Origin of the sequence: Nocardioides sp. NPDC059952 (assembly GCF_042730435.1) — a bacterium.
In the GTDB taxonomy this organism is placed as follows: domain Bacteria; phylum Actinomycetota; class Actinomycetes; order Propionibacteriales; family Nocardioidaceae; genus Nocardioides.
Genome location: NZ_JBHWLY010000014.1, coordinates 1 through 25,545 on the forward strand (window position 1 = coordinate 1; position 25,545 = coordinate 25,545).

The window sequence follows — 25,545 nt, forward strand, 5'->3', positions numbered from 1 at the left end:
GGTCTCGGAGGCCCGGCAGTACGGGCTATTACTTACCCTCGCAGCTCAGCGTCGACGCCCCTGGTTCCCCTGGATTACCCCTCACCCGTTGTGTCTCGGGTAGAAAGGCACGCCTCTTTGAGAGGTGGTCGGCCATCACGTTTACGCCTGCGCCGAGCCTACCACACAATACAAAACAAGTGAACCCAATCAGGGACAGGTATCCCAAGCCGAAGCCAGACCGCTGCTGGAAGCCCGTAAGACAGGCAAATGGCACCCAACCCAAGCCCCAAGGCTTGTAAATCTCCCAACCCAAGCCACGTATTGGCCCCACCCGCGCTGGAACCCGGTCCCGAGACCAACGGACACACATCAAGTCCCCTCAGCGCCCCGACTCCGAACACCACCACGAAGCGCTATCGCACACCATCGTTCCCGGCCGCGATACAGCACAAACAAAACCAGCCGCGAAAGAGGCCCCGGCGCAGACGCCAGGGCCTCTCAGTGGACCAGCAGCGCGATCAGGACGCCGCGAAGGACCGCCCGATCCGCAGCGCCTGCTCCGTGGCTCCGCCGAAGACGAACTCGAACCGCTTGGCGGTCGTGAAGTAGCGATGGGCCTCGCCGTCGAGGTCGATGCCGACACCGCCGTGGACGTGGACGGTGGTGTGGGCGAGGCGGTGGGCGGCGTCGGCGGCCCAGAGCTTGGCGACGGCGACCTGGTCGGCGGCCGGCAGGCCGGAGGAGACCCGCCAGACCGCCTGCCAGAGGGTGAGCCGCTGGGCGAGTACGTCGATGAACCCGTCGGCCAGCCGCTGCGAGACGGCCTGGAAGGTGCCGATGGCGCGGCCGAACTGCTCCCTGGTCTTGGCGTAGGACGAGGTGAGCTCGAGGGCACCTTCGGTGATGCCCAACAGCTCGGCGGCCGCGGCCACGCTCAACAGCGAGCCGAGGCGGGCGGCGGCCGCGGAGTCCCCGACCCGACGAGCGGGGGCCGAGGTGAACGAGACCAGTGCGGTGACGTCGCCGTCGCTGGTGTGCTGGGCATGGCGGTCCACGCCCTCGGCCGAGGCCTCGACCAGGAAGACGCCGACGGTGCCGTCCGGTGCCGACGCGGTCACCAGGAACCCGTCGGCGATCATCCCGGCCCTGACCAGCGTCTTCACGCCGGTGACCGTCTCGCCCGTGGCGACGACGGTGGGGGACTCGGGCAGGTGGGAGTGCTCCTCGGCGACCGCGGCCGTCAGGACCCGGGAGCCGTCGGCGACGCCGGCCAGGGCGTCCGCTGCGGTCTCCGCGAGGAACAAGCCACACGGCCCGTGCACCGCGAGCGGCACCGGCGCGACCCGCCGCCCAGCCTCGACGAGCACGCGGCACAGCTCGACGAGGCCGAGCCCGGCGCCGTCCTGGGCCTCGGGCAGGTGGAGGCCGAGCAGCCCGGCCTCGCCGAGGGCGGACCACAGAGCGGTGTCGAATCGGCCGCGGTCGCCGGCGTCCGCCTCGACCGTACGCAGCCGGTCGACGCCGGTCGCGTCGCCGATGATCTTGGCCGCGAGCTCGGCGGCGTCGTCGGATTCGGTGGTGAAGGAGAAGTCCATGGTGTGTCCCTGTCGTCAGGAGTGGGTCAGCGCTTGGCGGCAGGCAGGCCGAGGCCCACGTACCCGATGATGTCTCGCTGGATCTCGTTCGTGCCGCCGCCGAAGGTCATCACCAGCGAGGAACGGTGGAACCGCTCCAGGCGGCCGGCGAGCACGGCGCCGGGGGAGTCGGCGGTGATGCCCGCGTGCGGGCCGACGATCTCCATGAGCGTCCGGTAGACCTCGGTGGCCAGCTCCGAGCCGTAGACCTTGGTCGCCGAGGCCTCGGCCGGCGAGAGCGCGACCCCGTGGTCGGCGTCCGAGGCAAGCTTCCAGTTGATCAGCGAGAGCGCCTCGATGCGTGCGTGCGCTCGTCCGAGGGCCAGCTGGACCCACTCGGTGTCGATCACCCGGCTGCCGTCCGGCGCGGTGGTGGCGAGCGCCCACTCCTTCACCAGTCCGAGCGAGTGGACCAGCGGCGCCGCGGAGGTGAGTGCGACCCGCTCGTGGTTGAGCTGATTGGTCATCAGCGCCCAGCCGCCCCCGCGCGAGGAGACGAGGTTCGACGCAGGTACGCGCACGTCGGAGTAGTAGGTCGCCGAGGTGCCCACCCCGGCCACGGTCTGGACCGGCGTATAGGAGAAACCTGAGGACGACGTCGGCACCAGGATCATCGACAGTCCCTTGTGGCGTGAGGCCTCCGGCTCTGTCCGGCAGGCGAGCCAGATCCAGTCCGCATACTGGATGAGCGAGGTCCACATCTTCTGGCCGTTGATCACCCACTCGCCGGTGCCCTCGTCGAGAACCGCCTTCGTCTGCAGCGAGGCGAGGTCCGTCCCCGAGCCCGGCTCGGAGTAGCCGATCGAGAAGTGCAGCTCCCCGGCCAGGATCTTCGGCAGGAAGTACGCCTTCTGCTCGTCGGTCCCGAACCGCATGATCGTCGGGCCGACCGTGTTGAGCGTGAGATAGGGGATCGGCACCCCGGCCACCGCGGCGGCGTCGGTGAAGATCAGCTGCTCCACCATGGAGCGGTTCTGGCCGCCGTACTCCTTCGGCCAGCCGATCCCGAGCCAGCCGTCGGCGCCGATCTGCCGGATGGTCGAGAGGTAGACCTCCTTGTCGGCCTCGTCCCCGAACTCGCCCGATGCCCGCGCGAGCGCAGCGCGGCGCTCCGGCGTGACCAACTCGGCGAAATAGGAGTTGAGCTCTGAGCGAAGTTGCTCCTGGGCGGGTGTCAAGGCCACATGCATGTGATAAAACTAGAACAGGTTCTACCATTTTGGATAGACCCGGCGAATAGACCTAGTGAATAGACCCAGCGCACAGGCCCATCAGGCTCAGACCAGCGGAAGGTACGACCATGGCCGACCCCACCACCCAGACCCGCACGCTCGATCACGGCTCCCAGCCGGAGCGCTTCGCGCGCGGTTGGCACTGTCTGGGCCTGGCCAGCGACTTCAAGGACGGCAAGCCCCACGCGGTCGAGGCGTTCGGCGGCAAGCTGGTCGTCTGGGAGGACACCAAGGGCGAGCTGGGCGTGCTCGACGGCTACTGCCGCCACATGGGCGGCGACCTCACCCAGGGCACAGTGAAGGGCGACGAGATCGGCTGTCCGTTCCACGACTGGCGCTGGGGCACCGACGGCCGCTGCAAGCAGATCCCCTACGCCCGCCGCGTCCCGCTGCGCGCCCGCACCAAGGCGTACGAGACCGTCATCCGCAACGACTCGCTGTTGATCTGGCACGACCCCGAGGGCTCGAAGGCGGACTACGACATCCTGCCGCCGGAGCTCCCCGACGTCAGCAACCGCGAGGTCTACACCGACTGGATCTGGAACACGGTCCCGATCAACGGCAGCCACTGCCGCGAGCTGATCGACAACGTCGTCGACATGGCGCACTTCTACTACGTGCACTTCGCCTTCCCGACCGACTTCCGCAACGTGTTCGAGGACCACACCGCGACGCAGTACATGGCGTCCAAGGGGCGTCCCGACGTCGCCGGCGGCTACGGCGACGCCGACATGTTCCTGAAGTCCGAGGCGACCTACTACGGCCCGGCGTACATGATCAACTGGCTCGAGGTCGACTACAAGGGCTTCGTGACCGAGGTGATCCTGATCAACTGCCACATCCCGACCGGCCCGGACTCGTTCCTGCTGCAGTACGGGATCACCGTCAAGAAGCCCGAGGGTCTCGACGACAAGACCGCGAACTTCATCGGCAAGAAGTACGCCGACATGTTCGGCGACGGGTTCCTCCAGGACGTGGCCATCTGGGAGAACAAGGCTCCCGTGCAGAACCCCCTGCTGTGCGAGGAGGACGGCCCGGTCTACCAGCTGCGTCGTTGGTACGAGCAGTTCTACGTCGACGTCGCCGACGTCGAGCCCGAGATGCGGGCCCGGTTCGAGTTCGAGGTCGACACCACCAAGGCCAACGAGTTCTGGCACGAGGAGGTCGCCGAGAACCTGCGCCGGATCGAGGCCGAGAAGGCGGAGAACCCTGAGTCGAGCGACGCAGGGGTCAGTTGATGGCCTCGTTCGTCCCGACGTCGCAGGACACCATCGAGGACCAGCGGCTCTACACCCAGGCCCGCCTGGTCGAGGTGGAGTGCCTCGACTGCCTTGCCCGCGTCGGGGTGAAGAAGAACAGCGAGCACCAGACCTCCGTCCAGTGGACGGCCGAGGCGCAGGCCCAGTGTCCGGATCTCGTACGCCGCAAGGCCGCCGCCAACGGCGAGCGGCTCGTCCATGCCCGCTGCCCTCGTCTGGCAGCCTCCATCGAAGCAGCCGTCGCCGACGGCCGGATCCAGATCGGAGCCGAAGATGGCTACTGACTCTTTCCTGCTGCCCGTCAGCGACGTGGTCAAGGAGACCGCCGACGCGCACTCGATCGTGTTCGAGGTGCCCGAGAATGCGAGGGACGCCTTCCTGCCGAAGCCGGGCCAGTTCCTGACCGTCGCGGTTCCGAGCGACCGCGACGGGCTCGCGGCCCGGTGCTACTCGCTCTCCAGTGCGCCGGGTGATCCGCTCACGGTGACCGTGAAGCGCACAGTGGACGGCTACGCGTCGAACTGGATCTGCGACAACCTCCGCCCCGGCGACACCTTGCGAGTCCTTCCGCCGAGCGGAATCTTTACGCCGGCCAACATCGACGCCGACTTCCTGCTCTTCGCCGGCGGTTCGGGCGTCACGCCGATCATCTCGATCGCGCGCACGGCCCTGCGCGAGGGCACGGGGCGGATCGTGGTCTTCTACGCCAACCGTGACGAGCGCTCGGTGATCTTCGCCGAGGAGTGGGCGCGGCTCGCCGCCGAGCATCCGGACCGGCTCCAGGTGGTCCACTGGCTCGAGTCGGTCCAGGGGCTGCCCACCGGCGAGCAGCTCAAGGCCTTCGCGGCCGACCGGCTGACGTACGACGCCTTCGTCTGTGGGCCGGCGCCGTTCATGAAGGCGACGATCGCGGCGCTCAAGGAGCTGGAGTTCCCGCGAGCGCGGCGGCACCAGGAGAAGTTCGCCTCCCTGGGCGGCAACCCGTTCGGCGATATCGCTCCGGTCGAGGAGGCCGAGGCGGAGGTCGTCGAGCCCGCCGAGGCCGTGGACGGGGTCGCCAAGCAGCCCGTGACGCTGGAGATCGAGCTCGACGGCGCCACGACGACGTACGACGACTGGGACCCGGGCACCCCGATGCTCGACTTCCTCGAGGCGAAGGGCGTCAAGGCGCCGTACTCGTGCCGCGAGGGCGAGTGCTCGGCGTGCGCGTTCCGGCTGCTCGAGGGCGAGGTGAAGATGGTGCGCAACGACGTGCTCGAGCAGGAGGATCTCGACGACGGGATCCGGCTGGGCTGCCAGTCGTTGCCGACCACCGACACCGTCCGCGGCACGTACTCCTGAGGGACTCGCGAGAGATACAGATCACCAACCGGTTGCCGGGTCCCGGCATCCGGCGCGATAGTGTCGCGCTGCCCGAACCACATCCCCATCGGGTCCCTCGACATGCTGCACGTCGGGTGACCGGTAGGGCTCTAGCGAGGTCTCCCCACACGTGTTCAATCGCAACTTCTACGCAGCCCAGGACGACCGGCGCTTCGTCGTCGGCTATGCCCTCGACCTCGGCTTCAGGGTCTTCGACGCCTACTCGGCACCCGGCCAGCCGTTGAGCGAGATCACCACGACGGCCTCGGCCTCGCTGCTCGCGGCCCGGCCGGCGTTCAAGCTCTACGCCCCCAACACCGGCCCCGAGCCGGTGATCACCCGGGTCGAGCTGGACGAGTCCGAGTTCGGTCCTTCGGCCTTCGAGTACCAGTGCAACGGCTGGGGCCTGATCGGCCTCAACTTCGGTGGCGTCGTCGGCATCGGTGGCCTCGGCTGGAGCACCCTCACCACCATGGCTGAGGCCCGTGCGACCCGCTGGCACGCGGTGGAGCCGGTCGGCGCCGCTCCTTCGCAGTGGAACTGGCCGGCCGTCGACGACGCCGCGATCAAGATGTTCGAGGCGATCGTCTCGATGGCGGGCTCCGCCGTGGGCGACAGTCCGATCCTGGCCGGCGCCGGTCAGCTCATCAAGGACAAGGGTCTGCTCTACGAGTCCGGCGGCGGGCTGCACGCGCGCCCTGGCCTCGGCTGAGGGTTGATACACGGGGCGTATCAATGGGTGCCTAATCGATACTTCCCATTATCGGTCGGGCGATCCTAGATTTCCTGGCATGGACGTCATCCGTGCAGCACAGCGCCTCCCGGCCCGCCTCGAGTGGGTGGCTTCATGAACGCGGTGGACGTCCATCACGTCGTCACGGGGCGGCCCGACGGGCCGGTGGTGGTCCTGTCGAACTCGCTGGGCGCCACCCACGCGATGTGGGACGAGAACCTGGCCGAGCTCGAGCGGCACTTCCGGGTGGTGCGCTACGACACCCGCGGACACGGAGCCTCGCCGGTACGCCCCGGCCCCTACTCGATCGACGATCTGGCCGACGACGTCGTGGCCCTGCTGGACCGCCTCGGCGTCGAGCGGGTCCACTTCGTGGGCCTCTCGCTCGGGGGCATGACCGGGATGCGGCTCGCCGCCCGCAACCCGGAGCGCGTCGAGCGTCTGGTGGTCCTGTGCACCGGGGCACAGCTGACCCCGTCCTCCGCCTGGCTCGATCGAGCGGCGACCGTACGCGCGCACGGGACCGGGGCCGTCGCCGAGGCGGTCGTCGCCCGCTGGTTCACGCCCGGCTTCCTCGAGGCCAACCCCGACGTCAAGGCCACCTGCGAGGCGATGGTCGCCGCCACCCCGGCCGAGGGCTACGCCGGCTGCTGCGAGGTCATCGCGGCCATGGACCTGCGTGACGACCTCCCCGCGATCACCGCTCCGACCCTGGCCATCGCCGGCGCTGACGACCCGGCGACCCCGCCGCCTCATCTGGAGGCGATCGCCGACGCGGTCGAGGACGGTGGTGTGCTGGTCGTCCGTGACTCCGCGCACCTGGCCAACGCGCAGCAGCCCTGGACCATCACCCCGGCGATCATCGACCACCTGCTGGCGAGGTGAGCGAAACCCACGTGCGCGCGACGGCGTGACCTGGCTAGGTTCGGCGCTGATGCGAGAACCAGATGCCGCGTTCGCCGACGCTCGCCAGGCCGTGCTCTACGACGTCTTCGACGACGACCGCTCCGACCTGGACGCCTACGTCGCGATCGCCCGGGAGATCGGGGCCCGTCGCATCATCGACCTCGGCTGCGGCACGGGCTCGCTCGCCGTACGACTGGCGGGCGACGGCTTCTCCGTCGTCGGCGTCGATCCGGCGGGCGCGTCCGTGGAGGTCGCCCGCACCAAGCCGTACGCCGACCGCGTCACCTGGATCACCGGTGACGCGACTACGCTCGCCGGTGCCGCAGGCGAGGCCGACATGGTCGTCATGACCGGCAATGTCGCCCAGGTCTTCGTCGCCGACGAGGACTGGTCCGCCACGCTGACCGCGGTCCGTGCCGCCCTCCGCCCTGGCGGGTGCCTGGTCTTCGAGACCCGTCAGCCGGAGGTTCGCGCATGGGAGGGCTGGAACATCGCCCCGAAGACTGTCTCCCTGCCGGACGGCCGCACCGCGGTCGTCACCCGCACGGTGACCGTCGTCGACCTCCCGCTCGTCACCTTCGAGGGCTCCACCACCATCGGATCCGATGTCCTCACATCGACCTCCACCCTCCGCTTCCGCGACCGCGCCGAGGTCGAGCATGACCTCCTCGCCCATGGCTTCACCGTGGAGGACGTACGCGACGCCCCCGACCGCCCGGGCCTGGAGAACGTCTTCCTCGCCCGTGTGAATGCTTGAGGGACTTGGCGCTGCAATGCCTGGCTAGTCCTGCTTCGGCGGTTACCTTTGCCAGGTGAGGAACGCGAGCGAGCAGGCCAGCGCCGTCGAACGCACCGTGGCAGAACTGGACCAACGCCTGCGCACCACCCAGGCCGTGGGCGCGCTGATTCTGCTGGTTGTGTCCTTGACCGCTCCTGTGCTGGTCAGCATCGACGACTCGGCTGGAAATGATCGCCGCGAGGTCAAGGCGATCTGGTCGGCGCTGGCGTACGCGAAAGTCCTGGTCAGCAACCCAGACGCCGATTTCGGAAGCCATGCCTCACACGTCTTCGTGTTCGCAGGGCTGATCGCCACTGTCGCACTCTGCTTGTTCATGCTGCTGGGCGTGCTATCCGTACTGATCCCTCTCTCGCCGAAGCCGCGACGGTTCTGGGTAGCTGTGTGCATCGCGACCGCGGTCGCGCCGGCTGTGACGCTCATCGGTCTCGGCCTGTCGTCGGGTGACTCCGAGTTGGCGGCGACGTGGACGACCTTGGCGCCTACGGCGCTCGGCCTCTGGGTCCTTGCCGCAACCGCGAGTCACTCGTAAGCCTCGGACAACGCTCCATTACCGGCCACCGCGCCTGCCGTGCCTATCGCTTGTGCTTCAGCAAACCAGAAGCGAAGGTCGTGACACCCCACGCTTCTGTGGTCTCAGAGGCGCTGCGTGAGCGCGTCGAAGACGACCTCGTCCTCGATCCCCGAGGCCAGGCGCCAGACCGCGTCCGCGACCTCGTCAGGATCAAGGGTGGCGAAGGGGGCGCTGGCATCGGTACCGGTGAGCATCTGGTGGATGTCGCCGCGCTCGATCAGGCCGCCGACGACGAGGGAGCCGACGTGGACGCCGTCCTCCGCCGCCGCGGCGGCGAGGGTGCGGGCGTAGGTGCGCAGGGCGCCGGAGGCGGGGGCGTAGGGGCCCAGGAACGGGAGCGGGACGAGGGCGCTGAGGCCGGAGACGTAGATCAGCGAGCCGCTGCCGCGGGAGCGCATCGCGGGCAGGACGAGGCCGGCGACCTCGGCGGCAGGCTCGACGGTCTCGGCGACCGCACGGCGGATGTCGTCGGGAGCGGTCTCGAGAATCCCGACGGAAGGCGCGCGAAGGTCGTGGGCGCCGGGGCCGTGGTAGACGACGTCGACCGGGCCGAGCTCCGAGGTGATCTCGTCGAGGGCGCGGGCGACGCCGCCGGGCTCGCGGAGGTCCGCGGCCACCGCGACGGCGCGCACTCCGCTTGCTGCGAGCGCCCCTAGATAGCCAGGGTGGCGGTCGGCGCTGCGCGAGACCAGGCCGACGGCGTACCCCTCCTTGGCGAACCGCTGTGCCACCGACATGCCGAGGCCGGGGCCGACGCCCAGGACCGCGATCGTGCTCATCTCTTCTCCCTCACGGATAGGTTGCTGATGTCAGCAACCCTCGCCGCCCGGCGGCGATCGCGGAAGAAGGCACTTCAATGTCAGATGGGAACACCGATGTGCCCCGGCACATCGTGAGCGAGGCTCTCGGGCCCGGGTTGCCGGCGCAGGTGCCGGCGGGGGAGTACGAGGCGTGTCCGGTCACTCAGACCCTGCAGATGCTCGGCGACAAGTGGACGCTGCTGGTCGTGATGATGCTGGCCGAGCGCCCCCACCGCTACAACGAGCTGCGCCGCCGGGTCGAGGGGATCAGCCAGCGCATGCTGACCCGGACCCTCCGCACGCTGGAGGAGGACGGGATCGTGACGCGTACGGTCTTCCCGACGGTCCCGCCCGGTGTGGAGTACGCCTTGAGCGACCGCGGGCGCGAGCTGCTCGTGCCCCTGGCCGGCCTCGCGGACTGGGTCGTGCGGGGCCAGGCAGCCTGAGGCTCAGAACCCGCGGGTCCAGAAGACCTCCTCGTGCAGGTGGCGGGAGCGCCAGCCGTCCGGCGTACGCACGAAGGAGTGCCGGTAGCGGCCGCCGACCTCGACGACGCGCTCGCCACCAGAGCCGTCGGCGATGACCATCGGGTTGTCGAAGTACGCCACGACATCCGCGCCCGTCTCGGTGAAGGTGATGCCGACCTGGCCGATGGTGTGCAGCCGCTTGCTGGAGAACGCGGGCAGCATCTCGGCGAGCCACTTCTTGACGTCGGCCACCTCGCCGACGGTGCCGCCGGACTCGGAGTAGTCGATCGTGGCATCGGGTGCGAACACGGTGTCGAGCGCGTCCCAGTCGCCGTCGTCGACGGCCAGGGTGTAGCGGGTGAGCGCGTCGGTGATCTCGGCGCGGTCGATCAGCTCTTGAACGTCCATCGGAACGGCTCCTTCAGCGAGGCGAGAGGACGATGACCGGGATCTCCCGGTCGGTCCAGGTCTGGTAGGTCTCGAAGTCCGCGTACGTCTCCAGCAGCCGCGGCCACAGCGCGGCCCGCTCGGTCGGGTCGGCGACACGGGCACGGACGAGCAGCTGCCCGCGACGGGGGACGCGGACGGCGACGTCGGGCTGGGCGCGCAGGTTGGCGACCCACTGCGGGTCCTTCGGCAGGCCGCCCTGGGAGCCGACCACGACCAGCTCGGATCCGGACCGCATGAACAGCAGGGGAGTGGTGAACGTGCGGCCGGACTTGCGCCCGATGTGCTCGAGCAGCAGGACGGGCGCGGGTTTGCGCCAGCCCGCCATCACCCGCCATCGACCGCCGACACGACCGTTGGTCAGCTTGAACAGCGCCGTGTTGGCGCGGGCGCCGTACTTGATGAACCTCGCCGTCAGCGGCGAGTCGAGGCCTGCGGGACGCTCGAGAGAAGGAGACATGGCCAACACTCTGGCAGAAACTTAGAACACGTTCTAGTGTATGGCTCATGCGCTTCACCTATGCCGAGGCAATGACGCAGGCCGACTACTACGCACCGCTGGCTCAAGCGGCGGAGGCGGCCGGCTACACCAGCATGACGGTGGCCGACAGCCTGATCTATCCCGAGGAGTCCGACTCCACCTATCCCTACACCGACACCGGCGACCGCGAGTTCCTGCAGGGCAAGGAGTTCATCGAGGCGTTCATCCTGTGCGCCCACCTCTTCGCGGTGACCGAGACGCTGCGCCTGACCCCGTTCGTGGTGAAGCTGCCGGTGCGCCCGCCGGTGCTGGCCGCCAAACAGGCCTCGAGCCTCGCGTTCCTCTCCGGCAACCGGCTCGGTCTCGGTGTCGGTCTGTCGCCGTGGCCGGAGGACTTCGCCGCCCTCGGCGTCGACTGGAAGCGCCGTGGCAAGCGGATGGACGAGTGCATGGACATTCTCCGCGGCCTCACCGACCCGAGCGGTGACTTCTTCGGCTACGACGGGGAGTTCTACACGTTCACGCCGCTCCAGCAGCGCCCCGCGCCCACCGAGAAGATCCCGCTGCTCGTCGGTGGCCACGCCGACGCCGCGCTGCGGCGCGCGGTCCTCAAGGGCGACGGCTGGATGCACGCCGGCGGCGAAGGCGAGGAGCTCGACCGCCTCCTGGTGCGTCTCGCCGAGATCCGGGCCGAGGAGGGTGACACCCGCGACGACTTCGAGGTCCACGTGATCAGCTACGACGCGTACGACCTCGACGGGATCAAACGGCTCGAGGACAAGGGCGTGACCGACTGCATCGTCGGGTTCCGTGACCCCTACGTGAAGGGCGCCGACCCCGAGCCGCTGGAGAAGAAGATCAAGCACCTGGAGTGGTACGCGGAGAACATCATCGCGAAGGCTGGGCAGTGACCGGGCAGAGCGCGGCGTACGGCCTGACCGAACCGCTCCAGCAGGCGATCGCGGAGGCGGAAGAGCTGATCGCGAACGCGCCCTTCATCCGGACCGAGGCCGACCGTCTCGAGGGGTACGAGTACCTCTCCGGCCGGATCCGGATGGCGATGCAGACAGCGTTCGACTACGACCTCGAGCAGCCGCTGTTCGTGAACCCGACCCACCAGTTCTCCAAGCAGGGCCTCGACAACCCCGACGCCATCTACTTCAACGCCTACCTGCGAGAGGGCGTCGAGTACGTGGTCCGGGGCAGGCGCGGGACCAGCGCCGATCTCTCGTTCCAGGTGATGGGCGGCGCCTACACCGCCGACTCCGCGGCGACCAGCCTGATGGCCTTCGACGACCGCAAGCTGCAGCTCGACTACGACGGTTCCTTCGAGTTCACCTACACGGCCGAGCCGGGCGCGAAGACCCTGATCGTGCGCGAGGTCTTCAACGACTGGGACACCGAGAGCCGTGGCTCGATCACCATCGAGCGCCCCGACACCCTCGGCCGGCCGCGCCGCCCGCTCACCCAGGAGCTGCTCCGGAAGAAGTACGAGGTCGCCGCCCGTTCGCTGACCGGCTCGATCCAGACCTGGTTCGCCTTCCCTCAGTTCTTCCAGTACAAGGAACCGGTCAACACGCTCACGGTCCCGGCCCGCACGCCGGGCGGGCTGGAGTCGCAGTTCTCCTCGATCGGGCACTACGAGCTTACCGAGGACGAGGCGCTCGTGGTCGAGGTGCCGCGGTGCGACGACTGCACCTACCAGGGCATCCAGGTCGGCTCGGACTGGTACGCCTCGACCGACTACGAGACCCACCAGACCAGCCTCACCAAGGCCCAGGCGGTCACCGACCCCGACGGCGTGATGCGCTTCGTGATCTCGGAGCGCCCGCCCCTGGACGGCAAGCCGATCGCCAACTGGCTCGAGACCACCGGCCACCGCACCGGCTCACTGATGCTGCGCTGGCAGCGGCTCGAACGCGACCTCTCCGCAGCCGACGGGCCGGTGGTCCACCGGGTGGGCCTGGCGGACGTCGGCGCCCTGCTCCCGCACACCGAGACGCTGAGCCCCGGGGGGTATGCGGACCGGATCGCCGCACGTCAGCGGGCAGTTGCGCGCAGAATGCTGAGCTGATCTTGGGCACGAGGAGGGGCCGGAGACGCCATGGCGTACGGCCCCTATGATTGCCGCCCATGGCCAGCCCCCACCTCGAGCCACCGTCGATTCCGGGATTCCGGCACCGCCGGCTGATCGGCGCGGGCGGATCCTCCGACGTCTTCCTCTACGAGTGGTCGCAGGAGCGGGTCGACGTCGTCGTGAAGGTCTGGAACGACCGGCTCAGCGGCGAGACCCAGGACGCGCTCGCCCGGGAGACCAAGGAGGTCTCCGAGCTCGCCGCTCATCCGCACGTGCTGCCCCTGCACGCGGTCGGGGTCTCCGACGACGACCGCAGCTTCGTGGTGATGGACTACCGCTCCGGTGGAGACCTGAGTCCCGACTGGGAGGGTGAACGGCTCTCGGTCGCCGAGGCGCTGAGCATCACGATCAAGATCGCGGGCGCGCTCGACGTCGCCGCGCGGCACGGGATCCTGCACGGCGACGTGAAGCCCGCGAACATCCTGCTCACCGCGGCCGGAGAGCCACAGCTGGTCGGCTTCGGCAGCCTCTCCTCGGCCGGGCGTCCCGGTGGCGCCGGCTCGACCTCGCTGCCGTGGATGGCGCCGGAGATGCTCTCCGACCCGCCGGAGCCGAGCGCCTGGGCGGACATCTGGAGCCTGGGCGCGACCTGCTACACGTTGCTGGCGGGACGTACGCCGTTCGAGGGGGATCGCGGGGCACGCGAGGCGCTGCCCGAGCGGATCCGGGAGCACGACCCGGTGGCCATCGACCGCGCCGACATCCCGGCCTCGTTCGAGGAGGCGCTGCGCAAGGCGATGTGCAAGCGCCGCGCCGCGCGGCACTGGAGCGCGGCCGACTTCGCCAAGGCGCTCCAGGCGGTCGAGGTGGAGATCGGGCTGCCGGTCACTCCGCTCGCCGAGATGCCCGAACCGGGGTCGGACGACGAGGTCGCCGAGGTCGCCGAAGTTCCCGAGGTTCCTGCGATCGAGGTCGCGCCGGACCCGGTCCCGGTCCTGGAGGAAGCCGAGCCGTCGGACGCGGGGGACACCGCCGAGGTGCCGATCGTGACCGGCCCCGTCGCGGCCCCCGTCGCCAGCCCCGTTACCAGCCCCGTTACCAGCCCCGTCGTCGAACCGGAGTGGGCCGACCATGACGACGACGTCCTCGGCCACCGGTTCGACGTCGACCGCATGGCCCGGCTGCTGGCCTCTGCCTACACCCAGCTGCCGATCTCGGTGGCCGTCCAGGGGCTGCCCAGGAGCGGCCGGTCGACCTTCATACGCAAGGTCGAGGAGCGCATCGAGTGGCTGGGCGAGAACGATGCCGCCTATGCGGCCCGGACCAGGCACGTACGCATCGACGCCCGTCACTACGCCGACGGTGACGTCGCCGGCGCGGTGCTCGACAGCGTCCGGGGTGCGGGGCGAAGCCAGCCGCCGCCACTGGTCGCGAAACACCAGGCGGCGCAGCGGCGGAAGGCCGAGCTGCAGGCGGCACTGGCCGGGGTGACGGAGGACGACGGCCAGCGCGGTAAGCGCCGGGCCCAGCCGATGGGTGCCACCATGGCGCTCGCGGCGATGGATCGAGAGGTCGCGGCCTACGAGGCCGCACTGCGGGCGGCGCCGCCCGGGCCGCCACCGGGTCCGCAGTCGAGCCGGACCATCGTCTACGTCGACGACCTGGACAGGTGCGACCCGGCCACGGCGGCCGGAGTGCTGCAGGCGATCGACGAGCTGGGTGGCAGGGAGGGTGTCGCGGTCGTGGCGGCCGTGGACGCGCGGATGCTGCGGCGATCGCTCGAGGGGCGGGTGGCGGAGCCTGCGGCGTACCTGTCCCGGATCTTCGACGTGCCGTTCGCGCTGCGGGCGTTCTCGGGTGAACCGGCGGTGCGATTCATGCGGTCGCTGATGCGCCAGGCGGTGCCGTCGTGGCCCGCGGCGCTGGCCACGGGTGTCGGCGACCGGTCCGGGCGCCAGGTCGTGGTGGAGAGCTTCGAGCTCTCCCCGGGGGAGGCGCTGTTCACCAGCGAGCTGGCCCGCTTCTGCGCGACGCCCGGAGGCGCGAGGAAGCTGCTCACGCTCTATCGGCTGGCGCGTACGGCGCCGGTCGCGAGCACCACTGCCGAGCCCTCGGCGCTGCGAGCCCTCGGGATCCTGATGGCGATCCTGGTCGGCGCCCCCGCCCAGGCCGCGCAGGTGCTCGGCGCCGTGGTCGAGGCGCTGGCGGAGGGGGACGACGGCGCCACGTTCCGGAAGGTCCTCGAGAAGGTCGCCCGCGAGCACACGGCCGGTTGCGGGCGGGCGACGTGCGGCTCGTGCGCCGACTGGTCCCGGGTGCACCGCGCCTTCGCCGACCTCGTCCGGACGCAGGACGTGCCGCAGGAGGTCGGGGCGTACGCCGAATGGGTCGACGAGGTCGCCAGATTCGCTCTTCCCGACTGACCCCTTACAAAAAACTGAAACACGTTCTAGTCTAGGCGCCATGACTGGACTCCTGGATGGCAAGGTCGTCGTGCTCTCGGGGGTCGGCCCCGGCCTCGGCCGCTCGCTGGGCGAGCAGGCTGCGCTGATGGGCGCCGACCTGGTGCTCGCGAGCCGCACCGAGAAGCGACTGCAGAAGATGGCCGGCGTCATCGAGGAGCACGGACGACGTGCGCTCGTGGTACCGACCGACATCACCGACGAGGACGCGCGCCGGCACCTGGTTGACGCCGCGCTGGAGGAGTTCGGGCGCGTCGACGTGCTCCTCAACAACGCCTTCGGCATCCCGCCGATGGACCCGCTCACCCAGATCCCGCTCGACGCGCTCCGGCTGGCCCAGGAGTCCAACGTGTACGCCCCGCTGCGGCTCTCGGCGCTCTTCGCCGACGCGCTCGCGGCCACCCCGGACAAGCCCGGCGGCTCGATCGTGATGATCAACTCCGCGGTGCTCTACCAGAGCCAGCCGGAGTTCGCGGGCTACAAGCTCTCCAAGGGCGCTCTCGCGCACCTGTCCTCGTCGCTGGCCACCGAGCTCGGCCCGCGCGGCATCCGGGTCAACTCCGTCGCGCCGTCCTACATCTACGAGGACGTCAACAAGTCCTACTTCGACTGGATCGCCTCCGAGTCCGGACGGACCCATCAAGACGTCTACGACGAGAAGGCCGCCCCCACCGACCTGAAGCGGCTCGCCACCCCCGAGGAGGTCGCCCGGGCCGCGCTGTTCCTGGCCAGCGACCTGGCCTCCGCGGTCACCGGGACCGTGCTCAACGTGGACTGCGGGGAGTTCCATGACTGAGACGCGCCCGGAAGAGACTGCGCCCCGTGAGCGGGCGGACGTCGGGACGTACGAGGACATCTGCGCGGCCGCGGTCCGCACCACCGGGCTGAGCGACTTCGGCGGGACCGACCACGAGGAGGGGCTCCGGCTCCTCGTCGAGGACCTGGCGAGCCCCGAGGCCGGGCTGACCCCGGTCGGCAACTACTTCCACCGCTCCCAGGTGAAGTCGGCCCTCGTCGGCCGGCTCATGACGCAAGCCCGGCTCGCGGAGTTCCCCCAGCACCAGGACGTACGCATCGAGCGGCCGATCTTCGTCACCGGACTCGTCCGCACCGGCACCACCGCGCTGCACCGGCTCCTGGCCGCCGACCCGGCCCACCAGGGCCTGGAGACCTGGCTGACCGAGTTCCCCCAGCCGAGGCCCCCGCGCGAGACCTGGGAGCAGAACCCGGTCTTCAACGCGATCCAGGGCGCCTACCGGCAGCACCACGTCGCCAACCCCGAGTTCATGGGGATCCACTACATGGACGCCACCAGCGTCGAGGAGTGCTGGCGGCTGCTGCGGCAGAGCGGCAAGTCGATCTCGTTCGAGTCGCTGGCCAACGTCCCGCGCTACTCGGCCTGGCTGGCGAAGCAGGACTGGCGCGACGCGTACGAGGTCCACCGCCGCTCCCTGCAGCTCATCGGCCTCAACGATCCCGAGAAGCGCTGGGTGCTCAAGAACCCCTCCCACCTGGTCGCGCTCGACGCGCTGATGGAGGTCTACCCCGACGCGCTCGTGGTGGTCACCCACCGCGACCCGATCGTCTCGGTCGCCTCCGGCTGCTCGCTCTCCGCCGAGGCGACCGCGGGGATGTCGACCACGTTCGTCGGGGAGACCATCGGGGAGACCCAGCTGGAGATGCTCTCCCGCTCGTGGCGCTCCTTCGGTGAGACTCGGAAGAGGTACGACGCGGCGCAGTTCCTCGACGTCGACTACCGCGGCTTCGTCCAGGACCCCGTCGGCACCGTCGCGAACATCTACGCCCACTTCGACATCCCGTGGAGCGATGCTGCCCGAGCCGAGGTCTCCCGCATCGACGCCGAGTCCCGTTCGGGGAGCGCCCGGCCCAAGCACGACTACAGCCTGGCCGACTACGGGCTGACGGAGGACGAGGTTCGCCAGGCGTTCACTCTCTGATTCCGTACGGCCTCCACCACTGCTCCATCGAGGTGTCCTACGGTTCGACGCGAGCTCACCGGGGTGCGGCTCATGACGCCGTCCGACCAGGGGAGCCATGTGATGAGCCATGCCGCTGCGGTGCTGAGCGCCGAGCCGACGGAGGCGCCCGCCAGGCCGTCGGCCAGGCTGGTCACGGTGCTCGCGCTGCTGGGCGCGTTCACGGCCTCGATGAGCCTCTACGTCGCCACCACCCAGGCGCTGTCGTACCACGCGCGTGACGAGGGCCCGAACGCGTCGTACGCCATCTCGCTCCTCGCGGGCGACCTGCCCACGATCGACACGCCGGTGGCGCACGACCGGGCGCGCTTCCCCCAGATCACCCGCGGCGCCAACCGGGAGGAGTTCGATCGCCACCGGATGATCTGGACCGCCAATCATCCGCCGCTCTACTACCTCCTCGGCGTGCCGTGGGTCGCCCTGGCCGACGCACTCGAGAACCCGCACGTGCTGATCGCCGGGATGCGTGCGGTGAGCGCCCTGGCGTACGGAGCGCTGGTGTTCCTGGTCGGTCTGATCGCCTTCGAGGTCACCCCGCGGCGCCCGGCCGCGGCGATGCTCGCCACTGCGATCACGGCCTCGCCGGCCGTGCTGGCGGTCGCGGCGGGGTTCATCATGAACGACAGCCTCGCGGTGGCGGCCTCGTCGCTGACCGTGCTCGCGACCCTGCGCATCCTCCGCCTCGGGGTGACCCGGAACCGGATGATCGTGATGGCGGTCGCCGGAACCCTGGCCGCTGCGACGAAGGCGCCCGGGGTGATCACGGTGATCATGTGCGGTGCCGCGCTCGGGGTGACGCTGCTGCTCCGTGACCGCACCCGGAAGGGCCTGCTCCGGGCCAGCTGGCTGACCGCGATCGCCACCGGGGTGCCTGGCCTGGCGATCGGCTGGTTCTATGTACGCAACATCGTGCTCTACGGCGACGCGACCGCGACCTCGGCGCTCCTGGAGCGTTACCAGCGGGTGCAGATCGACACCTGGTTCGAGGTGATGACCGCGCCGCGCTTCTGGCACGGCTGGTACGACCACCTGTGGGTGCCGCTTCAGCTGCGTGGCACCGGGCTGCACTGGATCATCGACGTCATCACGTTCGTGGCGCTGCTCGGGCTCGTCCTGGGGGTCGTCGCACGCCTGCGTGACCACGGCCGCGAGCACGGTCTCGTCGTCGGCGCGCCCCGGGTGCCGTCGGTGGCGACCGTGGGCCTGCTGGTGTTGATCGCGCACGCGTTCGTGATCATCGTCAACCTCGCCCAGTTCCGCTCCGGGGGCGGCAACCCGCACGAGCGCTACCTGATGACGATCATGCCGCTGGTGGCGATCGTGGTCTCGGTCGGTCTGCTGGCCATCGTCGACGCGATGCCGTGGGGCGAGATCCGGCGTCGGGAGGAGATCGCGGCGGCCGTCGTCTCGGCGTTCCTGGTGGGGATGACGGCCGCCACCTTCGCCACCTGGGTGCGCACCCAGATCCACTTCGGGGCGGATCGCCTGCTTCCCGAGATCCGGCCGCTGCCGTACGTCGTGCTCGGGATCGGGGCGCTCTGCGCGCTCGCTGCGGTGCTCCTCCCGCTCGTCTGGCGGTCTCGTGGAGATGCTCCGCGAAACAGCACGGGTCTCGACCCGCTTCGCGGGTTCGCAGGCTCACCCGCTGCGCTCGCTCGACCTTCTCGCGTTGCGCGCTCGCTCGTTCCCTTCGACAAGCTCAGGACATCGCCTCGCGACCGCGCAGGCTCGAATGTCGGTGGTCCCGCGTAGCCTAGGAATCATGCGTCCAGTCACCGATCTCGAGCGTCGCGTCGCCCCGTTGAAGGTGGTCTCCGACTACCAACCCTCGGGCGACCAACCGGCCGCGATCGCGGAGATCACCAAGCGGATCCAGGACGGCGTCAAGGACGTCGTCCTCCTCGGCGCGACCGGCACCGGAAAGACGGCGACGGTGGCCTGGACCGCCGAGCAGCTGCAGCGTCCGCTGCTGGTGCTGCAGCCCAACAAGACCCTGGCCGCCCAGTTCGCCAACGAGCTGCGCCAGCTCTTCCCGGACAACGCGATCGAATACTTCGTCTCCTACTACGACTACTACCAGCCCGAGGCGTACGTCCCCCAGACCGACACCTACATCGAGAAGGACTCCTCGATCAACGAGGAGGTCGAGCGGCTGCGCCACTCGGCCACCAACTCGCTGCTGACCCGGCGCGACGTCATCGTGGTGAGCACGGTGTCGTGCATCTACGGTCTCGGCACCCCGCAGGAGTACGTCGACCGGATGATCCGGCTGCGGGTGGGGGAGGAGCACGACCGCGACTCGATCCTGCGCCGGCTGGTGGAGATCCAATACACCCGCAACGACCTCTCCTTCACCCGTGGCACCTTCCGGGTGCGGGGAGACACTCTGGAGATCTTCCCGGTCTACGAGGAGCACGCGGTCCGGATCGAGTTCTTCGGCGACGAGATCGAGCGGCTGATGACGCTGCACGCGGTCACCGGCGAGGTCCTCACCGAGGACCAGGAGCTCTACGTCTTCCCGGCGACCCACTACGTCGCCGGCCCCGAGCGTATGGAGCGCGCGATCGACGGCATCGAGGCCGAGCTCGACCAGCAGCTGAGCACGTTCGAGAAGCAGGGCAAGATGCTCGAGGCGCAGCGGCTGCGGATGCGCACGACCTACGACATCGAGATGATGCGCCAGGTCGGGTCCTGCTCCGGGATCGAGAACTACTCGATGCACATTGACGGCCGCGAGCGCGGCTCGGCGCCCAACTGCCTGCTCGACTACTTCCCTGAGGACTTCGTCCTCGTCGTCGACGAGTCCCACGTCGCGGTCCCGCAGGTCGGCGGGATGTACGAGGGCGACATGTCCCGCAAGCGCAACCTGGTCGAGCACGGCTTCCGGCTGCCCAGCGCCCAGGACAACCGTCCGCTGAAGTGGGAGGAGTTCCTCGAGCGGATCGGCCAGACGATCTACCTCTCCGCGACCCCGGGCAACTACGAGCTCGACAAGGTCGGCGGCGACACCGTCGAGCAGATCATCCGCCCGACCGGACTGATCGACCCCGAGGTGATCATCAAGCAGACCAAGGGCCAGATCGACGACCTGATCGGTGAGATCAACGACCGGGTCGCCAAGAACGAGCGCGTCCTGGTCACCACGCTCACCAAGAAGATGTCCGAGGACCTCACCGACTACCTGCTCGATGCCGGGATCCGCACGCGCTATCTCCACTCCGAGGTCGACACCCTCAAGCGGATCGAGCTCCTCCGCGACCTGCGGCTGGGGGAGTACGACGTCCTGGTCGGCATCAACCTGCTCCGTGAAGGGCTCGACCTCCCGGAGGTGTCGCTGGTCTCGATCCTCGACGCCGACAAGGAAGGCTTCCTGCGCTCGGACAAGTCGCTGATCCAGACCATCGGACGTGCGGCCCGAAACGTCTCCGGCCAGGTCCACATGTACGCCGACAAGATCACCCCCTCCATGGAGTCGGCGATCGAGGAGACCAACCGCCGCCGCGCGATCCAGGTGGCCTACAACGAGGCCAACGGCATCGACCCGCAGCCGCTGCGCAAGAAGATCGCCGACATCACCGACATGCTCGCCCGCGAGGACGAGTCGACCCAGGAGCTGCTCAACACCTGGGCCGGCACCGAGGCCAAGGGCCGTGCGGGCAAGACCTCCGCCAAGGCCCCCACCCCGATGCTCGGCGACGCTGCCCGCGAGGCGCGCGAGCGCGGCCTCGTCGGCCTCCCCTCCTCCGACCTGGCTCAGCTCATCGGCGACCTCACCGAGCAGATGAAGGGCGCCGCCGCCGAGCTCCAGTTCGAGGTCGCCGCCCGTCTGCGCGACGAGATCTCCGACCTCAAGAAGGAGCTCCGGCAGATGATGGAAGCCACCAAGTAGTGCGCTGGTCGAGCCGCCGGAGCCGCTAGGCGAAGGCGTGTCGAGACCAACACGGTGCCATCGAGCGCAGAGGGGACCGTGTTGGTCTCGACACGCTCGGCCGCAGGCGGCCTCGCGGCTCGACCAGCGGGAGCGACGGCGGATGGCTGGGTTCAGCGGGGGAGCATGCCCTCGATCAGGTCAGCAGCCCGGCGGGTGCCGCCCTCGGCGAGCGCATCGGCGCGCAGCTGAGCCGAACGAGCCACCCGGGTGGGATCGTCGAGCAGCTCGAGCATTGCCGTACGCAGCACCTCGGCCGTGACGTCCTCGCCGTCGAGCCGCCGGGCGACACCGAGCTCGACGAGCCGGTCGGCGTTCATGAACTGGTCGGCCGCCTGCGGGACCGCGACCATGGGGACGCCAGCCATCAGACCCTCGCTGCTTCCGCCCATCCCGGCGTGGGTGACGAACGCGTCGGCCTGGGCGAGGACGGCGCGCTGCGGCAGCCAGGAGTGGACCTCGACGTTTCCGGGGAGAGCGGCGAGGTCGGCCGGGTCGAGCTGGGTGCCGATCGACATCACGACGTGCCAGCCGGGGAGGGTGGCGTACGCCTCGATGCAGGCGCGGAAGAAGTCCGCGTCGGCGGTGTAGGCCGAGCCGAGGGAGACCAGCAGGACACGATCGGCGTCGGCAGGTCGGGTCCAGGTCTCGCCGGAGCCGAGCGCGAAGCACGGTCCGACGAAGGTGACGACCTCCTGGTCGACCTTGTCGGCGTTGGGCTGCATCGCCCGCGGGATGAGGGCGAGGGCCCGCTTCGGTGCACCGGCGAACGTCTCCGGGTCACGAGTGCTCGCCCCGGCGTCCGCGAGCCAGGCCCCGAACCGGTCCAGATAGCCGTCGTAGCCCGGCAGCTGCCGCACCTGGGCGCCGACCTCCTCGGCGTACCCGTCCCAGGCGACAAACGTCGGGGAGAGCTGCACGAACGGGCGCTGCTGCGTCTCGGCGAGGGCGCGAGCGGCGTAGCCGCCGATGTCGTAGAGGTAGAGATCGGCCGGCTCGGCTGAGTAGAACGATTCCAGATGCGGGAGCACCTGGTTGGCGTCCTCGAGGAAGATGCCCATCCCTGCGACCGGGTCCTCGGGCCACTGCCGGTCCTCGACGGGCAGCACCGTCGGCACCGGGACCAGCTCGGCCCCGGTCGGCTTGATCACGTCGGCCAACGACTCGTGGGTGGCATAGGTGACCCGGTGTCCGCGTGCGACGAGCTCCTTGATCAGCTCGAGGCTCGGCAGGACGTGGCTGATCGCGGGCGAGGCGACCATGGCGATGTGGCGCGGTGAAGTAGTCATGACACCGTCGGACGCTATCGGCCCGCCGAAGGTTGACGCGACCGAGTTTTGCGTCAACGTTCGGTCACTCGACGGTCGCGCTCTGTTCATCGTCCGTGAGCCGTGGCCCGTCTGTTCGGTCAGTTTCGCCGGTTACGGTCGTGAGCGTGTCTGTCCCTCGGGTCTCCATGTCCCAGTCCACGATCTGCGTCCTGCTCCTGGGCGTGCTCGGCTTCGCGATGAGCGCCCAGGTGGCGATCGCGATGCCGGCTCTGTTCAAGGCCGACGAGCGGGCCCATGCGGCGTACGCGGTGGCGCTGTCCCAGGGGACGCTGCCGACGATCGACACCGACATCCCCGACGACCCGGCGCGCTACCCGCAGCTGGCCGAGAGCCTCTTCGGGGCCGACGAGGCCCACCGCGACATCTGGGTCGCCAACCACCCGCCGCTGTTTTACGCGATGAGTCTGCCGCTGGTCTGGCTCGGCGATGCCGTTGGGTCGCCAGGCCTGACGCTGCTCGGGATGCGGCTGCTCAACGCACTCGGCTTCGCCCTGACCACGATCATGGTCGGCCTGCTGGCGCGAGAGCTGGTGCCACGACGGCCGGCGGTGCCGGTGATCGCCTCGGCGATGTGTATCGGCTGCGGCGCGATGACCTTCGTGGGCGGCGGGATCTACAACGACGGCTGGGGCTCGGCGACGGCGTTCATGACGCTCTATCTCGGGTTCCGGATGATCCGGCAGGGCGTGACGCGCGAGCGCCTGATCGCCGCGGCCGCGGTCGGGGTGGCGGCTGCGGGGCTCCGCTCGACCGGCCTGGTCGCGGTCCTCTTCCTCGGCGCGTGCGTGCTGGTGGCCATGTGGCTGCGGGAGCCCTCGCTGCGTACGTTCCTGCGCGGTACGTTCTGGCGCGCTGTCGGGATCGCGGCGTGCATCGGCATGGCGCCGGTGGTCGTGTTCGGCTGGTTCTACGTGCGCAACATCCAGATCTACGGTGACCCGACCGCGTCGAGCTCGCTCTTCGAGAAGTTCGGGCGCGAGCCGAACGGCACCACCTTGTTCCAGCTGGTCAACCCCGAGTTCTACGGCCACCTGCTCGGCAGTCTGTGGACCGACGGCAACATCGCCAACACCTGGAGCCAGGCGGCGGTCATCGTGCTGACGCTCACCGTGGTCGGCCTCGTGCTCGATGCGGCTGCGAAGGCCAACCCGCGTCGCACCGGAGTCCTGCGGCGCATCGAGCTCGCCCCGCAGAGCACGATGCAGCACCGCCAGGACCTGGCCATCTGGGCGCTCCTGGGCGGCTACTGCCTGCTCATCCTGGTCAACGTCGCCGGGTTCATCGCCGGCGGCGGCTGGATCCACGCCCGCTACGCGGTGCCGTTCCTGCCGTTCCTGGCCGCCGGCGCCGGGATCGCCGCGCTGCGCCTGGGGCGGCTTCTCCCGCTGCGGGTCCCGACCGGCTCCCGCACCGGTGTCACCGCGCTCGACGAGGCGCGCGACCTGCGCATCGGCCTGGGTGTCTCGCTGGCCTTCATGGTCGTCGGACTGGTGTGTCACCTCGACACCGAGCAGTACGTCGACGGCCCGGTCACCAGCACCTTCGCGCTCGTCGCCCTGGTGGCCGCCGACCTGGTGATGTTCGCGGTCGCCGCGTATGTCGCCACCGAGCTGCGCCGGCGGATGCAGCCCGGCACGTTCGACACTCCCCGCACTCTCGCCGCTCCTGTGACCGAGATCGCGTGTCCGCGACAGGACGCCCGGACCTCGACGGGCCTCCAGGCAAAGTAGCCTCTCTATGTGAGTGAGCAGGATCCCCAGCAGACAACACGAGCATGGTTCGTGTGGGGCATCGCCCTCGCGGTCTATGGCTTGGCCGTCTTCCACCGCAGCAGCCTCGCGGTGGCCGGTCTGGTGGCGACCGAGCGCTTCGGGATCGGCGCCGGGCAGCTGGCGACCTTCGTCATGCTGCAGCTGCTCGTCTATGCGCTCATGCAGGTGCCGGTCGGCCTGCTGGTCGACCGGTTCGGGTCGCGTACGGTCCTCTCCGCCGGCGCGCTGATCCTGGCGCTCGCCCAGGTCGGGTTCGCGTTCGCGGACTCCTACCCGGTGGCCCTGCTCGCGCGTACGTTCGTGGGGATGGGCGATGCGATGACGTTCATCTGCGTGCTGCGCCTGGTCCCGTCGTGGTTCCCGCGTCGACGGGTGCCGCTGGTCAGCCAGCTGACCGGCACCGTCGGGCAGCTGGGCGCGATCGCAGCAGCCGTCCCGATGACCTGGGCGCTCGGTCATCTCGGCTGGACCCGGGCCTATCTCACGGCCGCGTTGATCGGCCCGGTCCTTCTCGTGCTGCTGCGCCTCTTCGTCCATGACGGACCCGGTGACCGACACCGCCGAGGCACCACCCTCAAGCCGCGCGAGCTCGGCCGGACCCTGAGGGCGTCCTGGTACCAGCCGGGCACCCGCCTCGGCTTCTGGATCCACTTCTCCACCCCGTTCAGCTCCCACCTGATGGGGCTGCTGTGGGGTTTCCCGTTCCTGGTGACCTCCGAAGGGCTCTCCGACACCCTCGCCGGCACACTGCTCTCGGTCACCGTCATCGCGGCCCTGGTCGCGGGTCCGGTCATGGGCGTCCTCGCCGGGCGCCACCCGTGGCACCGCTCGACGGTGGCGCTGGCGATGATCGCCGCCATGGTGTCGGTGTGGACGCTCGTGCTCGCCTGGCCGGGCGAGGCGCCGCTACCGGTGCTGCTGCTCCTGATGGCCGTGGTCGGCTTCGGCGGACCCGCCTCGATGATCGGCTTCGACGTCGGCCGCACCAGCAACCCGCCCGCGAGGATGGCGAGCGCCAGCGGGATCATCAACCAGGGCGGCTTCGTCGCCGCGCTGCTCGTGATCGTGCTGGTCGGCTGGATCCTCGACTGGCGTACGCCGGGGGCCTCCACCTCCTACACGCCGGAGGCGTTCCACTGGGCGATGTCGGTGCAATACCTGTTCTGGGGCCTCGGAGTCGTGCAGATCTGGCGCCACCGGCGCGACGTGCGGCGGCGTACGACCAGGGAGCAGGTCGCCGCCGGCTCCTCGATGGTCACCGACTGATCGTTCGCAGGTCACCTGAGCGGCATCTGGGCCCACTAG

General features: G+C 69.6%; 23 protein-coding genes. 17 read left to right on the forward strand and 6 right to left on the reverse strand.

Annotated features, from left to right (window positions below; translation table 11 throughout):
- Nucleotides 1-500: 500 nt before the first annotated feature.
- Together ACFV9G_RS08825 and ACFV9G_RS08830 are read right to left on the reverse strand one after the other, a co-directional pair.
- Nucleotides 501-1,577 (reverse strand): acyl-CoA dehydrogenase family protein, encoded by a 1,077-nt coding sequence (locus ACFV9G_RS08825; RefSeq protein WP_378726851.1) that lies wholly within the window; start codon nucleotides 1,575-1,577, stop codon nucleotides 501-503.
- A gap of 26 nt (nucleotides 1,578-1,603) precedes the next feature.
- Nucleotides 1,604-2,806, reverse strand: coding sequence for an acyl-CoA dehydrogenase family protein (locus tag ACFV9G_RS08830; RefSeq protein ID WP_378726853.1), 1,203 nt, complete (start codon nucleotides 2,804-2,806; stop codon nucleotides 1,604-1,606).
- Between the two features lie 110 nt (nucleotides 2,807-2,916).
- Here ACFV9G_RS08830 and ACFV9G_RS08835 point away from each other — a divergent pair, with 110 nt between their 5' ends.
- The 7 genes from ACFV9G_RS08835 to ACFV9G_RS08865 all read left to right on the forward strand — a co-directional run bounded on the left by ACFV9G_RS08835 (nucleotide 2,917) and on the right by ACFV9G_RS08865 (nucleotide 8,436).
- On the forward strand, nucleotides 2,917-4,086 hold the full coding sequence (locus ACFV9G_RS08835) for a Rieske 2Fe-2S domain-containing protein (protein WP_378726855.1): 1,170 nt from the start codon (nucleotides 2,917-2,919) through the stop codon (nucleotides 4,084-4,086).
- A complete protein-coding gene (locus tag ACFV9G_RS08840; protein ID WP_378726857.1) occupies nucleotides 4,086-4,391 on the forward strand; it encodes a hypothetical protein in 306 nt (101 codons plus the stop codon). The genes ACFV9G_RS08835 and ACFV9G_RS08840 overlap by 1 nt, the downstream gene beginning before the upstream one ends.
- Entirely contained in the window at nucleotides 4,381-5,448 is a 1,068-nt protein-coding gene (locus tag ACFV9G_RS08845; protein WP_378726859.1) for a 2Fe-2S iron-sulfur cluster-binding protein, read from the forward strand. Before ACFV9G_RS08840 ends, ACFV9G_RS08845 begins: the two co-directional genes overlap by 11 nt.
- A 151-nt stretch (nucleotides 5,449-5,599) precedes the next feature.
- Entirely contained in the window at nucleotides 5,600-6,181 is a 582-nt protein-coding gene (locus ACFV9G_RS08850) for a hypothetical protein (protein ID WP_378726861.1), read from the forward strand.
- 135 nt (nucleotides 6,182-6,316) lie between these two features.
- Entirely contained in the window at nucleotides 6,317-7,087 is a 771-nt protein-coding gene (gene pcaD / locus ACFV9G_RS08855) for a 3-oxoadipate enol-lactonase (RefSeq protein ID WP_378726862.1), read from the forward strand.
- A gap of 49 nt (nucleotides 7,088-7,136) precedes the next feature.
- Complete coding sequence (locus tag ACFV9G_RS08860; protein ID WP_378726864.1) at nucleotides 7,137-7,865, forward strand: class I SAM-dependent methyltransferase; 729 nt, start codon at nucleotides 7,137-7,139, stop codon at nucleotides 7,863-7,865.
- Between the two features lie 55 nt (nucleotides 7,866-7,920).
- Nucleotides 7,921-8,436 carry a hypothetical protein gene (locus tag ACFV9G_RS08865; protein WP_378726866.1) on the forward strand — a complete coding sequence of 172 codons (516 nt, stop codon included), beginning with the start codon at nucleotides 7,921-7,923 and terminating at the stop codon, nucleotides 8,434-8,436.
- Nucleotides 8,437-8,540: 104 nt separating this feature from the next.
- Here ACFV9G_RS08865 and ACFV9G_RS08870 read toward each other — a convergent pair whose 3' ends face one another.
- Nucleotides 8,541-9,257, reverse strand: a complete 717-nt coding sequence (locus ACFV9G_RS08870; RefSeq protein WP_378726868.1) for an SDR family NAD(P)-dependent oxidoreductase — start codon at nucleotides 9,255-9,257, stop codon at nucleotides 8,541-8,543.
- Between the two features lie 77 nt (nucleotides 9,258-9,334).
- Between ACFV9G_RS08870 and ACFV9G_RS08875 the strand changes: the two genes are divergently transcribed.
- Nucleotides 9,335-9,724 (forward strand): winged helix-turn-helix transcriptional regulator, encoded by a 390-nt coding sequence (locus ACFV9G_RS08875; protein WP_378726870.1) that lies wholly within the window; start codon nucleotides 9,335-9,337, stop codon nucleotides 9,722-9,724.
- A gap of 3 nt (nucleotides 9,725-9,727) precedes the next feature.
- Here the strand turns inward: ACFV9G_RS08875 and ACFV9G_RS08880 are convergent, their stop codons facing one another.
- Both ACFV9G_RS08880 and ACFV9G_RS08885 read right to left on the reverse strand, forming a co-directional pair.
- Nucleotides 9,728-10,153 (reverse strand): nuclear transport factor 2 family protein, encoded by a 426-nt coding sequence (locus tag ACFV9G_RS08880; RefSeq protein ID WP_378726872.1) that lies wholly within the window; start codon nucleotides 10,151-10,153, stop codon nucleotides 9,728-9,730.
- A gap of 13 nt (nucleotides 10,154-10,166) precedes the next feature.
- Nucleotides 10,167-10,652, reverse strand: coding sequence for a nitroreductase/quinone reductase family protein (locus tag ACFV9G_RS08885; RefSeq protein WP_378726874.1), 486 nt, complete (start codon nucleotides 10,650-10,652; stop codon nucleotides 10,167-10,169).
- A 47-nt stretch (nucleotides 10,653-10,699) separates the two neighbouring features.
- On the opposite strand from ACFV9G_RS08885, the gene ACFV9G_RS08890 reads away from it, so the two are divergent.
- From ACFV9G_RS08890 to uvrB, 7 genes are all read left to right on the forward strand, one after another.
- Complete coding sequence (locus ACFV9G_RS08890) at nucleotides 10,700-11,584, forward strand: TIGR03619 family F420-dependent LLM class oxidoreductase (RefSeq protein ID WP_378726876.1); 885 nt, start codon at nucleotides 10,700-10,702, stop codon at nucleotides 11,582-11,584.
- Nucleotides 11,581-12,747, forward strand: a complete 1,167-nt coding sequence (locus tag ACFV9G_RS08895) for a hypothetical protein (RefSeq protein WP_378726878.1) — start codon at nucleotides 11,581-11,583, stop codon at nucleotides 12,745-12,747. The genes ACFV9G_RS08890 and ACFV9G_RS08895 overlap by 4 nt, the downstream gene beginning before the upstream one ends.
- 59 nt (nucleotides 12,748-12,806) lie before the next feature.
- Entirely contained in the window at nucleotides 12,807-15,173 is a 2,367-nt protein-coding gene (locus tag ACFV9G_RS08900; protein WP_378726880.1) for a protein kinase, read from the forward strand.
- Between the two features lie 40 nt (nucleotides 15,174-15,213).
- On the forward strand, nucleotides 15,214-16,008 hold the full coding sequence (locus tag ACFV9G_RS08905; protein WP_378726882.1) for an SDR family oxidoreductase: 795 nt from the start codon (nucleotides 15,214-15,216) through the stop codon (nucleotides 16,006-16,008).
- Nucleotides 16,001-17,170 (forward strand): sulfotransferase family protein, encoded by a 1,170-nt coding sequence (locus ACFV9G_RS08910; RefSeq protein WP_378726884.1) that lies wholly within the window; start codon nucleotides 16,001-16,003, stop codon nucleotides 17,168-17,170. Before ACFV9G_RS08905 ends, ACFV9G_RS08910 begins: the two co-directional genes overlap by 8 nt.
- Before the next feature lie 102 nt (nucleotides 17,171-17,272).
- On the forward strand, nucleotides 17,273-18,961 hold the full coding sequence (locus ACFV9G_RS08915) for a phospholipid carrier-dependent glycosyltransferase (RefSeq protein ID WP_378726886.1): 1,689 nt from the start codon (nucleotides 17,273-17,275) through the stop codon (nucleotides 18,959-18,961).
- Nucleotides 18,962-18,971: 10 nt separating this feature from the next.
- Entirely contained in the window at nucleotides 18,972-21,098 is a 2,127-nt protein-coding gene (gene uvrB, locus ACFV9G_RS08920; protein ID WP_378726888.1) for an excinuclease ABC subunit UvrB, read from the forward strand.
- A gap of 152 nt (nucleotides 21,099-21,250) precedes the next feature.
- Here uvrB and ACFV9G_RS08925 read toward each other — a convergent pair whose 3' ends face one another.
- Nucleotides 21,251-22,426 carry a macrolide family glycosyltransferase gene (locus ACFV9G_RS08925; protein WP_378726890.1) on the reverse strand — a complete coding sequence of 392 codons (1,176 nt, stop codon included), beginning with the start codon at nucleotides 22,424-22,426 and terminating at the stop codon, nucleotides 21,251-21,253.
- Nucleotides 22,427-22,572: 146 nt separating this feature from the next.
- Between ACFV9G_RS08925 and ACFV9G_RS08930 the strand changes: the two genes are divergently transcribed.
- Complete coding sequence (locus tag ACFV9G_RS08930; protein ID WP_378726892.1) at nucleotides 22,573-24,198, forward strand: hypothetical protein; 1,626 nt, start codon at nucleotides 22,573-22,575, stop codon at nucleotides 24,196-24,198.
- Nucleotides 24,199-24,207: 9 nt separating this feature from the next.
- On the forward strand, nucleotides 24,208-25,506 hold the full coding sequence (locus ACFV9G_RS08935; RefSeq protein ID WP_378726894.1) for a nitrate/nitrite transporter: 1,299 nt from the start codon (nucleotides 24,208-24,210) through the stop codon (nucleotides 25,504-25,506).
- Nucleotides 25,507-25,545: the final 39 nt, after the last annotated feature.

Bases quoted from the DNA above. Each gene is read 5' to 3' on its own strand.
- ACFV9G_RS08925 (WP_378726890.1), bottom strand. From the start codon at position 22,426: ATGACTACTTCACCGCGCCACATCGCCATGGTCGCCTCGCCCGCGATC.
- ACFV9G_RS08870 (WP_378726868.1), bottom strand. From the start codon at position 9,257: ATGAGCACGATCGCGGTCCTGGGCGTCGGCCCCGGCCTCGGCATGTCG.
- ACFV9G_RS08875 (WP_378726870.1), top strand. From the start codon at position 9,335: ATGTCAGATGGGAACACCGATGTGCCCCGGCACATCGTGAGCGAGGCT.
- ACFV9G_RS08880 (WP_378726872.1), bottom strand. From the start codon at position 10,153: ATGGACGTTCAAGAGCTGATCGACCGCGCCGAGATCACCGACGCGCTC.
- ACFV9G_RS08900 (WP_378726880.1), top strand. From the start codon at position 12,807: ATGGCCAGCCCCCACCTCGAGCCACCGTCGATTCCGGGATTCCGGCAC.
- ACFV9G_RS08860 (WP_378726864.1), top strand. From the start codon at position 7,137: ATGCGAGAACCAGATGCCGCGTTCGCCGACGCTCGCCAGGCCGTGCTC.
- ACFV9G_RS08890 (WP_378726876.1), top strand. From the start codon at position 10,700: ATGCGCTTCACCTATGCCGAGGCAATGACGCAGGCCGACTACTACGCA.
- ACFV9G_RS08910 (WP_378726884.1), top strand. From the start codon at position 16,001: ATGACTGAGACGCGCCCGGAAGAGACTGCGCCCCGTGAGCGGGCGGAC.
- ACFV9G_RS08905 (WP_378726882.1), top strand. From the start codon at position 15,214: ATGACTGGACTCCTGGATGGCAAGGTCGTCGTGCTCTCGGGGGTCGGC.
- ACFV9G_RS08840 (WP_378726857.1), top strand. From the start codon at position 4,086: ATGGCCTCGTTCGTCCCGACGTCGCAGGACACCATCGAGGACCAGCGG.
- ACFV9G_RS08885 (WP_378726874.1), bottom strand. From the start codon at position 10,652: ATGTCTCCTTCTCTCGAGCGTCCCGCAGGCCTCGACTCGCCGCTGACG.
- pcaD (WP_378726862.1), top strand. From the start codon at position 6,317: ATGAACGCGGTGGACGTCCATCACGTCGTCACGGGGCGGCCCGACGGG.
- ACFV9G_RS08835 (WP_378726855.1), top strand. From the start codon at position 2,917: ATGGCCGACCCCACCACCCAGACCCGCACGCTCGATCACGGCTCCCAG.
- uvrB (WP_378726888.1), top strand. From the start codon at position 18,972: ATGCGTCCAGTCACCGATCTCGAGCGTCGCGTCGCCCCGTTGAAGGTG.
- ACFV9G_RS08915 (WP_378726886.1), top strand. From the start codon at position 17,273: ATGAGCCATGCCGCTGCGGTGCTGAGCGCCGAGCCGACGGAGGCGCCC.
- ACFV9G_RS08830 (WP_378726853.1), bottom strand. From the start codon at position 2,806: ATGCATGTGGCCTTGACACCCGCCCAGGAGCAACTTCGCTCAGAGCTC.
- ACFV9G_RS08825 (WP_378726851.1), bottom strand. From the start codon at position 1,577: ATGGACTTCTCCTTCACCACCGAATCCGACGACGCCGCCGAGCTCGCG.
- ACFV9G_RS08845 (WP_378726859.1), top strand. From the start codon at position 4,381: ATGGCTACTGACTCTTTCCTGCTGCCCGTCAGCGACGTGGTCAAGGAG.